This is a genomic window from Streptomyces sp. NPDC059169, from assembly GCF_042755225.1.
Taxonomy (GTDB): domain Bacteria; phylum Actinomycetota; class Actinomycetes; order Streptomycetales; family Streptomycetaceae; genus Streptomyces.
The window spans coordinates 38,065-51,856 of sequence record NZ_JBHZCF010000013.1 but is presented as its reverse complement, the minus strand read 5'-3'; the positions used below and the strand labels follow the sequence as shown (position 1 = coordinate 51,856).

Sequence of the window (13,792 nt, the reverse complement as noted above, 5' to 3'; positions counted from 1 at the left end):
CAGTCTGCTACCGGGCCTCCTGGCAGCTACCCGGACCGGACTTCCACCGGCAGGCGACAACGAGCTTACGACCGAAGATCACTTACAACATCGGGACCTCCAGTCTGCTGGGCGCGCGAAATGCCGAGGCTAATGCATTCTTCACCCGAGCTTGAAGCACGCGATCGATGATCACGGGGATGCCGAGAGGTTGTGGCCGCAAGGCGGCCTCGCTCCTTCGGCCACCAGCGAAACGCCGCGCAGACCACTCCTGCGCCCTTGATGATCTGCGCCTTGGGCGGGCGGGGGGATTGCTGAGTGTTCACCTGGCACCTTCCGAGCAACTCGGGCCCACGGCTCACCCGGCGGTGGGCGCCGCTGCGCACCACGATCATGCCTGGGCGAGGCTCAAGGGTTCAGTGAGCGCGCTTACAGTTCCCGGTCTCGGTGAGGGCCTACGGTCGGATCATGGTGCTGCGGATCGTAGTCGGGACGGTGTACACGGCGATGGCCGTCGGCCAACTGGCCTCCTTCGGGTACATGCCGCAGATCCTGGCCGCGTACGGGCTGGTGACCGGCCCCGCCGCGACCATGCTGGCCGCGTGCCTGATCGTAGGCGAGCTGGTGTGCGGGATCTGGTTCCTGACCCGCCCTCGCTCGAAGGCCCTGGCTCCGGTGTGGGTCTACACGGGCGTGTCGGTGGTGTGGACGGTGCTGGCCGTGCAGGCGTACGCACGCGGTCTGACGGTGGACAACTGCGGCTGCTTCGGCATCTACCTCACTCAACGCTTGTCCTGGGTCGTCCTGGTCCAGGACGCGGCGACCCTGCTGTACGCCGCACTGCTGTTCCGCTCCGCCCGGCGGACGCCCGTCCCGCCGGACACCGACCGTAGTGAGGAGAACCGGTGTGCCGGTGCTCGGTGAGCGTTCCGGCCGCTCCGCTCGTGTCCGACTGCCGGCGGAGCCGGGCACATCCCGTAGCGGTACTCGGGCCGGTCCTCGCAGCCGGGCCGGGTCCTGTGGTGATAGTGGCCGTCGCTGTCCCGGCCCCAAGGGGTTCGGGCAGTGGCGCCGTCCTGGCGCAGCTCCGGCGGGACGACGAAGTGGTCGCACACGTCGCACCGAACGCCCTGCCCCTCGCCGGCCGCCTGGCCGAAACCGCGCACGGCTCGAAGACCACCCGCACCGAGGGTGAGGAGCGCCAGCCATGAACCGTGAGGAGACCAAGTCCCGCTGCGCGGACGCCTATTCCCGGGACATCGTCGCCCTGCTGCTCGGCGACTCCTACCACCCCGGCGGCACCGTCCTGACCCGCCGGCTCGCCGACCACCTCGCCCTCGCCCCCGGCCTGCGGGTCCTCGACGTCGCCTCGGGCCGTGGCACGACCGCCCTGCTTCTCGTCGACGTCTACGGAGTGCGGTCCGACGGCGTCGACTACGCTCCGGCCAACACCGCCCTGGCCCGCGGCGCCGCCCAGGCCACGGGACTGGCCGACCGGGCCGCCTTCACCACCGACGACGCCGAGCGCCTGCCCTACGACAACGCGGTGTTCGACGCGGTGGTGTGCGAGCGCGCCCTGTGCACGTTCCCCGACAAGCACCGGGCCGCCGCCGAGTTCGCCCGGGTCCTCAAGCCCGGCGGACGCCTCGGTATCACCGACGTCACGGCCGACCTCGACCGCCTCTCGCCCGAACTGCGCGGGCTGGCAGCCCGCATCGCCGACTCACGGACCTTCCGAGCGTACGCCGAACTCCTGGTCTCTGCCGGACTGCAAACGCCTTCGCCGGCTGGCTGATCCACCTCACGATCGCCCTCTTCGCCGGGATCGGCTTCGGCGTGCTACTGGGACAATTCGCCCAGCGCATCGCCCCCGCCGTCGCCCTCGGCCTCGGCTACGGCGCCGTGTGGTGGACCGTCGGCGCACTGTGGATCACGCCCGCCAACATGGGCATGCCCGTCTTCACCTGGAACGACGTCACCGCCTCCAGCCTCGGCGCCCACCTCGTCTTCGGCCTGCTCGCCGGACTGACCTTCACGGGCATCGCCCAGGCCACGGGCAAGCGGAACGGCCCAGCCGCCCGATGAACCGCCCAGCTCCCGCGTCAACGCCCGGCCCCACGGTCACCCCGCCGGGCGCGGCTCCGCCCCGCACAGACCCTGTCGACGGCGCGGTGCCCTACTGTCTGGCCAGCAGCGCCGACACGCTGGCCGGCCCGGTGTGGGGTGCCACTCCCCCGCCGTGGGCCCCGGGACGACGCGAGGAGACGCACCATATGAACCACCCCGCATCGGACGACGATGCCGAGCGGACCTGGTGCCTGGCCGAGGTCGACATCTTCTGCGACCTGAACGAGCAGGAGATGGAAGCCATCGCCGCCGCGGCACCCATGAAGACCTACCACGCGGGCGAGATCCTCTACTCGCCCACCCGGCCCTCCGAGGTGCTGTTCATCCTCAAGAAGGGCCGGATCCGCATCTTCCGCGTCTCCGCTGACGGCCGGGCGCTCACCACCGCCGTCATCTCCCCGGGCACCATCTTCGGCGAGATGGTCCTACTCGGACAGCACATGTACGACAACTACGCCGAAGCCCTCGACGACACCATCGTCTGCGTCATGAGCCGCACGGACGTCCACACCCTCCTGCTCTCCGACGCCCGCATCGCTGCCCGGATCACCGCCATCCTCGGCCGCCGCCTCGCCGACCTCGAACAACGCCTGTCCGACAACGTCTTCAAGACCGTCGCCCAGCGCATCGCCACCACCCTCACCACCCTCACCCACGCCCAGCCCCCCGCCGGCCCGCTACGGCCGGTCGGACGCAACCCACAGATCGCCCTCACCCACGAACAACTCGCCGCCCTCGCCGGCACCACCCGCGAAACCTGCACCAAAGTGCTACGCGACTACGCCGACCACGGCATGTTCCGCCTCGCTCGCGGCCGCATCACCGTCCTCGACCCCGAACGGCTCAAAGACGCCGCCGGCTGACACCCCTGCCGCCGGCACCGCTACCGAGAGGCATCGTCCTGTCGTTGTGTGCAGGTCTGCGAGCGTCCAGGGATTCGATGAGGCCGGTGTGGCGGGCATCGAGGTAGGGACGCATGCCGGTCAGGGGGGCGATGAGCTCGGCGGAGTCGGCGGCGCCGAGGGTGGCATGCAGGGCGGCCTGGGCTGAGCGCGCTTCGGGCGCGAGGTGGTCGAGCGCGGTGATCTGTCCGGCGAGTCGGCGTAGGTCGGCGGCGTTGGCGCGGGCCCAGGCACTGGCTCGATTCTTGATCCGCCGTCCGCGGCCCTCATTTCACCCGTTGCCGACAATCCGGAGCGCGTTCGAGGAGAGTGGCACGGGCTGGGCGGAGTGTCGATGTCTCCGAGGAATCCGAGGCCGGTACGAGATCGGTGCGGACGACACCAAAGCGACGGTCTGCATGCGCGTCGAGGAGAGCCTCCTAGAGACGACGCGCCCGCCGACATCCAAAAGAAGAGGCTCGTCTTCACCTACGTCACCGACGACTCCTGCTGAAGCCAGGGCGCCCCGCTGACAGACTGGCTGATCGTGACCTCATCAATCGAACAGTCTCTGCGGTTCCCCCTTCTGTCAGCCGTCGGGGTGAGCATCGGCTGGCATCTGGTGCTGTTCGCGGTCGCGTTCACCCTTCCGTCGATCGGTTTCGCCGGGCCTATCGTTGCGAACCTGGCTGCCTGCACAGTCCCGTTGGCTGTGGTGGCTCGGCTTCGGTGGTGGCGTGCTTCCTGGCTGGCGACGGTGCGGCCGCGTCGGCCGTGGCTGCTCGTGCCCCCCTTCGTCGTGGTCGGCCTGGAGGCGACACGTGGCGTCACCGGATCGGCGGAGGCTCTGACGGCAAGCGCGCTGCTGATGGTCTCGGTCGGGATCAGCGAGGAGTTGTACGCACGCGGCTTGATGCAGGAGTTTCTGCGGGGGCTGTCACCGTGGCGCACAGCTCTCTGGATAGGCTTGCTCTTCGGCTTCGGACATGTGCTGTCCGGGCTCGTCTTCGCGCGGAGTCCGGAGTACATCGCGTTCCAGGTGCTGCATGCCTCCGTCTTCGGATTCCTGCTTGCGGCGCTGCGGCTGCACACCGTCTCGATCTGGCCGCTGGCTCTCTTGCACGCGGTGAGCAACTGGATCAATTCCAACAGCCCGGGCGAACTCCCGGTCTGGTGGGAAGCCCTCCGTCTCCTCGCGCTCACCGGCTACGGTGTGGCCCTCGTCCAGGCCCGCACCCAGGAACGCAAGGCACTCTCGTCACCCGTGACCTCCTGATGCTGTTGTTGAGCGGCAGCAATGACAGGGAGTTCACTTTGCAAGCACTTCCTGCCACGAATGAGGACCCACAGGACGTTGACGCGTCGGCGGGCCAGAGCGCGCGGCACCGCTCCAACTCGGCGGTGTTCCCGGCCCGGACATCGGGTCGGCTTCCGTCCTTGCCCGGGGCGGTGCCACCCTGGCAAAACCTTGCCAGGACCGCTCACTGGTTCAGGAGTTCTGCGAAGCGGTCCAGCGCACGATCGGTGCGCTGGCATAGCGCCTTCCCCGGGGCCGCGCCGTCCGTTGCCATCGGCGGCCGGCGGTACACGGACGGTGCGCTCCGTGCGGGCCCCAACGCTGATCTCGCTGTTGGAGCCCGGACGCTGGTCGTGATCGAGCCGATGCCCACCTGTTTCCCCGGGAGCCGCTCAACCAGCAGCTGGCGGTCGTGGGGGCAGGCACCGTGATGACCATCGACCCCGATCCGGCCTCGGTGCGCGCTTTCGGCTCGGACATGGGTGACCTGGCGGCCTGGGAACCGGCCTACCATGCGGGTCTTCGCCAGGCGGGAGCGACGTCGACGCGCAACTCCGCTCCATGTGGAGGACCGAAGCCGACGCGAGCTGACCGCACATCAGGTCGGTGATGTGTGGGCGCCGACAGCCCACCGGCTGGGTCGCCGTGTAGGCCGCCCCCTCCGGCAGCACAGGAACAGGTCCCCGGTAATCACAGAGCGCCGCAACGCGCTGACCACCAAGCCCCGCGCCCTGTCTTACTTCCGGGCAGCGCCACCATGCCTATCTACGCCACCTCTTACTTGAGGTAGACGAGGGCGTCGGTGGTGATGGTGGGGCGGCCGCTGGTGCCGACGACGGTGATCTTGATGGTGTGCTTGATGCTGGTGGTCCAGGCCTTGGTCCAGATCGCGTCGCGGTACTTGGTGGTGGACGACTTCAGGTCCACTGTCGCAGCCTTGATGCCGTCGACGTAGACGTACGCCTGTCCGGAGCCGGAGGCGCGGGAGACCACCCAGGCCGCCGAGCGTCCGATGAAGGTCCAGGTCAGGCATGTACACTGCTCACCTTCTACCACGCGCGTTGGACGGTCGAGGCCATGACCGCGGAGTTCGCACGGCTGCGCGCCGCCGCATCGCGCGGGGGCGAACGAGAGCGTTAGGGCGGGCCGTTCCTGCTCGGCCGGCGGCCGGCACGGCATCGTGTCACCGTCGCGACGCCGAGCACCGCCCACCACCGGAAGCTCGATGATCACCGGATGTCGTGCGGGGTCCCGGGGCCCGTCGACCGGGACGCACCGCTGCGTGGCGGCCCCTCAGGTGCGCGGCGATCAAGGGCGCGGCGGTCAGGGTCGCTCCGCACCTGCCGACCGGTCCCCGGGCAGGTGCCGTCCCCGCGACACGGGACGGCTCGCTCCCCACCGCCCGGGTGCCGTCCGGCCGAGGTGGCGCTCGCCGCCACCGGTGCCATTGAGTACGATCCGCCACACACGGCGACGAGCTGGAAGGACACACGGTGGGTCGGCTGACCGGCGGGGACCCGTCGTTGCTTCGACGGATCAACTCCGCGGTGGTTCTCCACGCCCTGCGGAGTGCCGATGCGCCCACGCTCACCGACCTGACGCGGGTCACCGGGCTGTCCCGGCCGACCGTCGAGGGCGTGCTCGAAGGTCTGGTGGTGTCGGGGCTGGTCGTGGAGTCCGCCCCGGAGGGTGGCGAAGCCCGGCGGCAGGGGCGACCGGCGCGCCGCTTCCGCTTCCGCGCGGACGCCGGGCACCTGCTGGGAGTGGAGATCGGGCCCCATCGGGTCGCCGCGCTCCTGTCCGGACTCGACGGCCGGGTCGTCGGCGCCGGTTCCCGGGAGGTGGCCGAGACCGCGTCCTGCGACAACCGATTGGAACGGGTTCGTACCCTCGTCGCGGACGTGCTGCGGCGGGCGGGTGTGCCGCGCGGCTCGCTCCGTGCGGTCGGGGTCGGCACACCGGGCATCGTGGAGGTCGACGGGACCGTACGGCTCGGCACCGCGCTGCCCGGCTGGACGGGTTTGGCGCTGGGTGATCGGCTGAAGCGTTCCTTCCGTTGCCCGGTGCTGGTGGAGAACGACGCCAACGCCGCTGTGGTCGCCGAGCGCTGGAAGGGTGCGGCCGGCGAGACGGACGACGTCGTCTTCGTCCTGGCGGGGCTGAGTCCCGGCGCCGGCTCGCTGATCGGCGGACGGCTCCACCGTGGCTACGGCGGCGCGGCTGGGGAGATCGGCGCCCTGCACCTGCTCGGCCGGGAGGCTGCTCCGGAGGCCCTGCTGTCCACGACCGGCGAGCCGTTGCACCCGCTGGACGAGCAGGCCGTGGCACGTGTCTTCGCACAGGCCCGCCAGGGCGACGGGCGGGCCCGGGAGGCGGTCGATCGGTTCGTCCAGCGGCTGGTGCACGACGTGGCGGCGCTGGTACTGGCGCTCGACCCGGAGTTGGTGGTGATCGGCGGATGGGCGGCGGGCCTGGACGGCGTGCTCGATCCGCTGCGCGACGAGTTGTCCCGGTACTGTCTGCGCCCTCCCCGGGTGGCGCTCTCGCTCCTCGGGGAGGCGGCGGTGGCGACGGGGGCCCTGCGGTTGGCGCTCGACCACGTCGAAGAGCAACTGTTCTCCGTCGAGGGCGCGGTCACGGCCCGCCGCTGAACGACGGCTGCCGCTGCGGCCGGGGGCGAGCGGCGCCGAGCCCGTCGTCGCCCCGCGCGACCCCGTCAGTCGCCGAAGGTCAGCCGGCAGGTGTCCGCGCGGTACGTCGCCACGGACACCATGGTGGTGCGGCCTTGCGCGCAGTAGCGGGTCGTGACGACCAGGACGGGGGCACCGGGGAGACGGTCCAGTTCCTTCGCGTCGTCGGCGCGGGCGGAACCGAGCTCCACGGCCCGGTCGTTGCTCTGCGGGGCCAGGCGCTGGATCTCGCGCAGCAGGCCACGGGCACGCGCCGCGCCGTCGGGAGCCTCGACGGCGACCGCGGGCACGGAGGCCGGCGGTACGTAGAGCAGTTCGGCGGCGACGGGCTGGCCGTGGGTGACGAGCATGCGGCGTACGACGTGGACGGGTGCGTCGTCGTCCGTGTCCAGCGCCCGGGCAACGGCGGCGGGCGGTACGGCCGTCGTGCAGTTGACGGGCTCCCAGGGGTCCCCGGGGGCACCGGGCATGTCGTGCGACGAGGTGGAGACGTCGACGCCCATGCGCGGGGGTGCGACGGTGGTGCCGACGCCGCGTCGACGCTGCAGCCTTCCCTCCAGCTCCAGTTGTTCGAGCGCCTGGCGGAGGGTTGCCCGGGCGACCCCGAAGCGGGCGGCCAGCTGCCGCTCGTTGGGCAGGATCTCACCGACGGAGAAGTCCGCGTCGAGTGCCTCGCTGATCACCGTCTTGAGGTGCCAGTACTTCGGCTCCGGTGCCGTGTCCGGCTGCGTGGTCCCCACCCTGTCCTCCGCGATCACCGTGCCCCCGGCGACGTTCCGAGCCCTTGTTCGTGAACCTTGTTTATGAAAGGTCCTTGCACTATCCCTGCGACCATAGGGCGGACCACCCCCTTGGTCAAGACCAATCGTGCGGCCCCGGGCACACGGGAGCGACTCTGCGTCACTCGGTGTTCACAGGGTGTTCCTCTCGCGGCGAGGGGCGCACAGCACCCGGCGCGAGGCCCGGATTCGGGTGATCCGGCCCCCCGGGAGCCCGGGATGCCTGCTCGTCGGGGCCGCTCAGGGCTTCAGCGCGATGAGCTTGTCGGGGTTGCGGACGATGTAGACGCACTGGATCCGGCCGTCCCGGACGTCGATCTGGACCACGGCGTCGGGCGTCCCTCCGGAGAAGACCACCAGGGCCGGCCCTCCGTTGAGCTCCGTGAGCCTGAACTCGGCATCGGCTACGGGGACCTTGGCCACGGCGAACAGGAAGCGGCCGACCTTGTCGGAGGTCTCCAGCACGCGCAGCGGCGCCTTCGCCTTCCCACCACTGTCGCCGACCAGGCGCACGTCCGGGGCGAGCAGGCCGAGCAGGGTGTCGAGGTCGCCACCCGCCGCGGCGGCGAGGAACCGCTCGGTCAGGTCGCGGCGTTGGTCGGGGTCGACGTCGAACCGCGGTTTCCGTTCGTCGACATGGCGCCGAGCCCTCCCGGCGAGCTGCCGCACGGCGGCCTCACTCCGATCGAGAGTGGTGGCGATCTCTCCGTACGGGAATCCGAAGGCTTCCCGCAGCACGAACACCGCCCGCTCAAGCGGCGAGAGCGACTCGAGCACGACGAGCACGGCGAGCGACACCGACTCCGCGAGCTCCGTCCGCTCGGCTGCGTCGGGCACGGTGCGGTCGAAGTCGGTCGCGACGGGCTCCGGCAGCCAGGGGCCCACGTAGGACTCGCGTCGCGACTGCACCTGCCGCAACCGGTCGATGGCGAGCCGCGTCGTGACCCTCACGAGGTACCCACGGGGCTCGCGAACATCTGCGCGGTCATCGGCGGCCCAGCGCAGCCACGCCTCCTGCACCACGTCCTCGGCGTCGGCGAACCGCCCCAGCATGCGGTACGCCACTCCGGTGAGTACGGGCCGGTGGGCTTCGAAGACGTCCGTCGCGGAATCGGTGGCCACGGCTCCATCCCATCTCAGGCCGTCGGCGGTTGTCCAGGCGGACCCGGTGCGTCGCTGAGCACATCGAGGTGCGGGTGGCGCGCAGAATGTGGGGGTGGCCCGCCGGTCGGCGGCGGCGAGGACCGGGAGGTCGGCGTGCGGTACGGGGTGCTGGGTACGGGCGATGTCGGGCGGACGCTGGCGGACGCGCTCGTGAAGCTGGGGCACGAGGTGCGGATGGGTTCCAGGGACCGCGAGAACCCCAGGGCCCTCGCTTGGGCGGCTGCCGCCGGGCAGGGGGCGGACTGCGGAACGTTCGCCGAGGCCGCGGCGTTCGGCGACGCGGTGATCTCGGCGGTCGGTGGGCGGGTGACCCTGTCCGCCCTCGCGTCCGCGGGGGAAGATGCGCTCGCGGACAAGCTGCTGATCGACGTGTCGAACCCCCTGGCGTTCGAGGAAGGCCGGCTGCGGCTGTCGCCCGTCGAATCTGACAGCGTCGGCGAGCAGATCCAACGGGCCTTCCCGCGGGCACACGTCGTGAAGTCCCTCAACACGGTCAACTGCGCGGTGATGGTGGACCCTGCGAGCGTCCCGGGAGAGCACCAGGTCTACGTGTGCGGCAACGACGACGCCGCCAAGGCGCAGGCTCGAGCGCTGTTGGCCGAGCTCGGCTGGCCGCCGACGCGGGTACTCGACCTCGGCGGCATCGAGGCGTCCCGGGCGGTGGAAATGCTGCTGCCGTTGTGGTTCACGCTCTTCCAGAAGTTCGGTGACGGCGCATTCAACTTCGAGGTCCGCCGAGGACATTGAGCCACCCTCTTGAACTGGGTGCTACTGGTCGGTAATTGTTGCTGACAAAGCGTCTACGTCACGGTCAGGGGAACAGCATGGCTTCGCAGGTCTCGTTCACGTTCGAGTCCCCCACGGGGAGCCACGACATGTCGGTGGAGTACGTGCGGCGTGGTTCAGGGGAACCGCTCCTGCTGCTCCACGGCATCGGGCACCACTGGCAGGCGTGGGAACCGGTCCTCCCTCTGCTCGCTCCGGAACGCGAGGTGATCGCGGTCGACCTGCCCGGCTTCGGCAGGTCCCCGGCCCTGCCCGCCGGGATGTCCTACGACCTCGCGACGGTCGTCCCCGCGCTCGGCGCCCTCTGTGCGGCACTCGACGTGGAACGGCCGCACGTCGCCGGCAACTCCCTGGGCGGGTTGCTCGCGCTGGCGATGGGCCGCGAGAAGCTCGTGCGTTCCGTGACGGCGCTCTCCCCCGCCGGGTTCTGGACCGAGGGCGAGCGCCGCTACGCGTTCGGGGCGCTGCGCGCGATGCACCGGGGTGCGAGCACCCTGCCCCCGGCGGTGGTCGACCGGCTGTCCCGGACGGCCGTCGGTCGGGCCGCCCTGACGAGCACAATCTACGCACGGCCTGGGCGGCGCTCGCCCGAGGCCGTCGTGGCCGAGACGCTGGCGCTCCGTGACGCCACCGGCTTCCACCGGACGCTCCACGCGGGCCGGGAGGTGCTCTTCTCCACCGACCTCCCGGACCTGCCGGTGACCGTGGCCTGGGGCAGCAGCGACCGTTTGCTGCTGCGCCGACAGGGCGTGCGCGCCAAGCACGTCATCCCCGGGGCCCGGCTCGTGCGGCTGCCCGGTTGCGGTCACGTGCCGATGAACGACGACCCGGCGCTCGTCGCGCGGGTCATCCTCGACGGCAGCAGCTGACGCGAGCAGCGGCGGCGGCGGGCGGATCAGCGCCCGTCGCCTGGGGTGCGACGATTCCCGGTCGGCCCGCCGCGGCCCGTGGTCCCCACGGGCACGCCGAGCGCGGCCGCGGGAACGGAGAGTGGTGCCCGTGTCGTGGGGGCGTCCGGTCTTCCGGGGACGACGGACGCGGTCAGATGTGCCTGGAGGAGGAATGCGGTCCGGCGCAGCCGTTCTGCGCACGCTCGCCGGAGGCGCGCGCTCGGTGCGACGGTTTTGCGCACGGGGTGCATCGGGCGGATTCTGGACGTGATGGACCAGGCCGGTGAGGGCGCCATGAGCTACGCGAAGAAGGCGACCGGGGAAGCCGACTTCCGTGGCCCGCTGGACGTCACGAAGGCCGCGACCCTCGTGCTCGACGGCCGGGACACGGTCGTCGGTTGGAGTCCCCGCGCGCAGGAACTCCTCGGGTACCACCCCGCCGAAGTCGTCGGGAAGCCGATCGACACCCTGCTCTTCTCCGCGGAGGGGACGCATACTGTCGAACGGGCCGGGGGTGAGCCGGTGGCCCCGTTCCCGGAACGCGGGCTCTGCGAGGCCGTGCACCGGGACGGTCACCGTCTGCAGCTCGTCACCACGGTCTGTCGCCTGTCCGGAACCGGGGCGGCGGACAGGGTGGTCGTGGCCGCCGACCGGGAGCGCCTGCGGGCATGGGAGACCCAGCTGTCCATGCTGCACGGGCTGGCGACGCAGTCCCCCGTGGGGCTGGCCATCTACGACACCGACTTCCGGCTCGTCTGGTGCAACGCCGTGTCCGAGATGGAGCTCGGCCGCCCCCTGGACGACGTGCAGGGGCAGTTCGCGGAGGCCCTGTACCCCGGCGGTGAATTCGTCACCCCGGGCTACCCGCAGGGCCTGCACGAGGTCATGCGCCAGGTGCTGGAGACCGGAGAGCCCTTCCTCGACCTGCACTTCCGCGGGGAGCAGCCCAGCGACCCGGGCAGGGAGCACGTCTGGTCCTGCTCCTACTACCGGCTGCAGGATCTGGACGGGCAGGTCTTCGGAGTGTGCGAGGACGCGTTCGACATCTCCGACCGCTACGAAGCACAGCGGCAGCTGAGCCTGCTGGTCGAAGCCGGGCGCCGGGTCGGAAGCACGCTGGACGTGGTGCTCACCGCCGACGAGCTGGCCGAGGTGGCCGTGCCGGAGTTCGCGACCCTGGTCGACGTCGACCTCGCCGCGGCGGTGCTCGACGGAGAGCTGCCGGGCGCTGGGGGCCTGGTGGGGACCGAGCTGATGCGCACGTCCTCCCGCTCGGCCCCGACCCCCGGCACGGCGGGCCACGATCGCGCGCCGGACGACGCGGCCGGCCGCAGCCGGCCGGCGCGCCGGGTGGAGTACCCGAACGGTTCGCCCCAGCACCGCTGTCTCGCCTCGGGCGGTCTCGTCCTGGAGGACGACACGCTGGTCGTGCCGCTGCGCGCCGGGGGCAGCTCCCTCGGCCTCGTCACCTTCGTGCGGGGTCCCGGGGCGGGCGTATTCGACAGTGGCGCGGTCGCCGTCGCCGACGAGTTGGTCGCCCGCGCAGCGGTGTCCGTGGACAACGCGCGTCGCTTCACGCGCGAGCGCGCCGCCGCCTTGACCCTGCAGCGGCAGCTCATGCCGCAGCACCTGCAGCCGAGTTCCGCCGTGGACTTCGCTCACCGCTACCTCCCCACCGACGCACTGGGCGGCGTCGGCGGCGACTGGTTCGACGTGATCCCGCTGTCAGGAACGCGCGTCGGGCTGGTCGTCGGGGACGTGGTGGGGCACGGGCTGCACGCTGCCGCCACCATGGGACGCCTGCGGACGACGGTGCGCGCCCTCGCGCCGATGGACGTCCCTCCCGACGAACTCCTCATGCGGCTCGACGACCTCGTCGGCCAGTCGGCTTCCGACGGCTCCGAACGCCCCGACGAGCTGGAGGGCGGCGACGTAGCGGCAGGGGCCACGTGCCTCTACGCGGTGTACGACCCCGTTTCGCGGCACTGCACCATGGCGCGCGCCGGCCACTTGCCGCCCGCGGTCGTGGAACCTGGCGGACGGGTCAGCTTCCCGCACCTGCCGGCCGGTCCCCCGCTGGGCCTGGGAGGACTACCGTTCGAGTCCGTCGACATCGAACTGCCCGTGGGGAGCCTGGTCGCCCTGTTCACCGACGGTCTGGTGGAAACCCGCGACCGCGACATCGACAAGGGGCTGAAGGCCCTGGAGTCGGTCCTCAGCGAGGACGTACGGTCCCTGGACGAACTGTGCGACCGCGTGATCTCCGAGCTCCTCCCCGGTGGCACGACCACCGATGACACCGCGCTCCTCCTGGTCCGTACCCGGGAGTTGGACACCAGCAGGGTCGCCGCCTGGGACCTTCCGGCAGAGCCCGTCGCCGCGGGACGCGCGCGGGAGCTGGTCGCCGGGCAATTGGGCGACTGGGAACTGCAGCAGCTCGTCTTCTCCACCGAGTTGATCGCGAGCGAGCTGGTGACCAATGCGGTCAAGCACGCGTCGGGGCCGCTCCACCTCCGGCTGATCCACGACCGGACGCTGGTGTGCGAGGTGGAGGACACCGGGCACACCGCCCCCCACCTGCGCCACAGCGCGGACGACGACGAGGGCGGACGCGGACTGTTCATCGTCGCCCAGCTCGTGCAGCGTTGGGGGACCCGGTACAGCGACAGCGGAAAGTCCATCTGGACGGAACAGGCGTTGCACGCATAGGCACCCCGGCCCCCTCCGGTGCACGCCGGCGCCCACCACGTCGCGGGGGCTCCCGTGCGCGTCGTGATCCCAGGCGCCGGGATGGCCGGTTGGCGGAGTGCTCTCGTCCGCCCGGCGGCCCGCCGCGCACCGGGTGGCTTCCGCGGCTTCCGCGGCTTCGGCTGCCGGGCTCCGGCCCGCCTGCAGCGGAACGGCCGGGACGCGACCTTGCCCAATTCCACACGCTCTGTACGGTGAAGCACGGTCGGCCGGCCACCCCTACCCGGTCACCGCCGTGCACGGTGCTCGCGACGACGTGGTCGCGGCTCGGCACCGTGCTTCCCAACTGCCGTGGCGGGCTTGGCTGCGACCCAGCACGAGACCGCTGCCGCCGGCGCCGACGCGCCGTCAGGGCTCCCGTGGGCGGGTCGTATCGCGGGGTACCCCTCATGCGGGCGGAGACGACCGAGCGGGTCGGGACCGTCCGGGACCGCGTGGACAGTCCCAGCGA

General features: G+C 71.3%; 12 protein-coding genes and 2 pseudogenes. 10 read left to right on the top strand and 4 right to left on the bottom strand.

What is annotated here, in order from left to right:
• Window positions 1-447 precede the first annotated feature (447 nt).
• The 5 genes from ACFXOM_RS23405 (at window position 448) to ACFXOM_RS23385 (ending at window position 2,969) form a co-directional block, all read left to right on the top strand.
• Complete coding sequence (locus ACFXOM_RS23405) at window positions 448-903, top strand: MauE/DoxX family redox-associated membrane protein (protein ID WP_384942843.1); 456 nt, start codon at window positions 448-450, stop codon at window positions 901-903.
• A 104-nt stretch (window positions 904-1,007) separates the two neighbouring features.
• A complete protein-coding gene (locus ACFXOM_RS23400; RefSeq protein WP_384942845.1) occupies window positions 1,008-1,190 on the top strand; it encodes a hypothetical protein in 183 nt (60 codons plus the stop codon).
• On the top strand, window positions 1,187-1,774 hold the full coding sequence (locus ACFXOM_RS23395) for a class I SAM-dependent methyltransferase (protein WP_384948963.1): 588 nt from the start codon (window positions 1,187-1,189) through the stop codon (window positions 1,772-1,774). Before ACFXOM_RS23400 ends, ACFXOM_RS23395 begins: the two co-directional genes overlap by 4 nt.
• A gap of 41 nt (window positions 1,775-1,815) precedes the next feature.
• On the top strand, window positions 1,816-2,064 hold the full coding sequence (locus ACFXOM_RS23390; protein WP_384948966.1) for a hypothetical protein: 249 nt from the start codon (window positions 1,816-1,818) through the stop codon (window positions 2,062-2,064).
• Window positions 2,065-2,252: 188 nt separating this feature from the next.
• Window positions 2,253-2,969 (top strand): Crp/Fnr family transcriptional regulator, encoded by a 717-nt coding sequence (locus ACFXOM_RS23385; RefSeq protein ID WP_384942851.1) that lies wholly within the window; start codon window positions 2,253-2,255, stop codon window positions 2,967-2,969.
• Here ACFXOM_RS23385 and ACFXOM_RS23380 read toward each other — a convergent pair.
• Window positions 2,950-3,255, bottom strand: a pseudogene (locus tag ACFXOM_RS23380) (hypothetical protein); the annotation flags it as partial. The gene ACFXOM_RS23385 and the pseudogene ACFXOM_RS23380 sit on opposite strands and share 20 nt — an antisense overlap.
• Window positions 3,256-3,534: 279 nt before the next feature.
• On the opposite strand from ACFXOM_RS23380, the gene ACFXOM_RS23375 reads away from it, so the two are divergent.
• On the top strand, window positions 3,535-4,263 hold the full coding sequence (locus tag ACFXOM_RS23375; RefSeq protein ID WP_384942853.1) for a CPBP family intramembrane glutamic endopeptidase: 729 nt from the start codon (window positions 3,535-3,537) through the stop codon (window positions 4,261-4,263).
• Between the two features lie 798 nt (window positions 4,264-5,061).
• Here the strand turns inward: ACFXOM_RS23375 and ACFXOM_RS23370 are convergent.
• Window positions 5,062-5,313: pseudogene (locus tag ACFXOM_RS23370) on the bottom strand (N-acetylmuramoyl-L-alanine amidase); the annotation flags it as partial.
• Window positions 5,314-5,777: 464 nt separating this feature from the next.
• Between ACFXOM_RS23370 and ACFXOM_RS23365 the strand changes: the two are divergent.
• On the top strand, window positions 5,778-6,935 hold the full coding sequence (locus tag ACFXOM_RS23365; RefSeq protein ID WP_384942854.1) for an ROK family protein: 1,158 nt from the start codon (window positions 5,778-5,780) through the stop codon (window positions 6,933-6,935).
• A gap of 65 nt (window positions 6,936-7,000) precedes the next feature.
• On the opposite strand, the gene ACFXOM_RS23360 is transcribed toward ACFXOM_RS23365, so the two are convergent.
• Both ACFXOM_RS23360 and ACFXOM_RS23355 read right to left on the bottom strand, forming a co-directional pair.
• Window positions 7,001-7,714 (bottom strand): GntR family transcriptional regulator, encoded by a 714-nt coding sequence (locus ACFXOM_RS23360; protein ID WP_384942855.1) that lies wholly within the window; start codon window positions 7,712-7,714, stop codon window positions 7,001-7,003.
• A gap of 279 nt (window positions 7,715-7,993) precedes the next feature.
• Window positions 7,994-8,875, bottom strand: coding sequence for an RNA polymerase sigma-70 factor (locus tag ACFXOM_RS23355; RefSeq protein ID WP_384942857.1), 882 nt, complete (start codon window positions 8,873-8,875; stop codon window positions 7,994-7,996).
• Between the two features lie 135 nt (window positions 8,876-9,010).
• Here ACFXOM_RS23355 and ACFXOM_RS23350 point away from each other — a divergent pair, with 135 nt between their 5' ends.
• The 3 genes from ACFXOM_RS23350 (at window position 9,011) to ACFXOM_RS23340 (ending at window position 13,302) form a co-directional block, all read left to right on the top strand.
• Window positions 9,011-9,664 carry an NADPH-dependent F420 reductase gene (locus ACFXOM_RS23350; protein ID WP_384942859.1) on the top strand — a complete coding sequence of 218 codons (654 nt, stop codon included), beginning with the start codon at window positions 9,011-9,013 and terminating at the stop codon, window positions 9,662-9,664.
• 77 nt (window positions 9,665-9,741) lie between these two features.
• Window positions 9,742-10,572, top strand: coding sequence for an alpha/beta fold hydrolase (locus ACFXOM_RS23345; RefSeq protein WP_385039092.1), 831 nt, complete (start codon window positions 9,742-9,744; stop codon window positions 10,570-10,572).
• Window positions 10,573-10,863: 291 nt separating this feature from the next.
• Window positions 10,864-13,302, top strand: a complete 2,439-nt coding sequence (locus ACFXOM_RS23340; RefSeq protein ID WP_385039089.1) for a SpoIIE family protein phosphatase — start codon at window positions 10,864-10,866, stop codon at window positions 13,300-13,302.
• Window positions 13,303-13,792 lie beyond the last annotated feature (490 nt).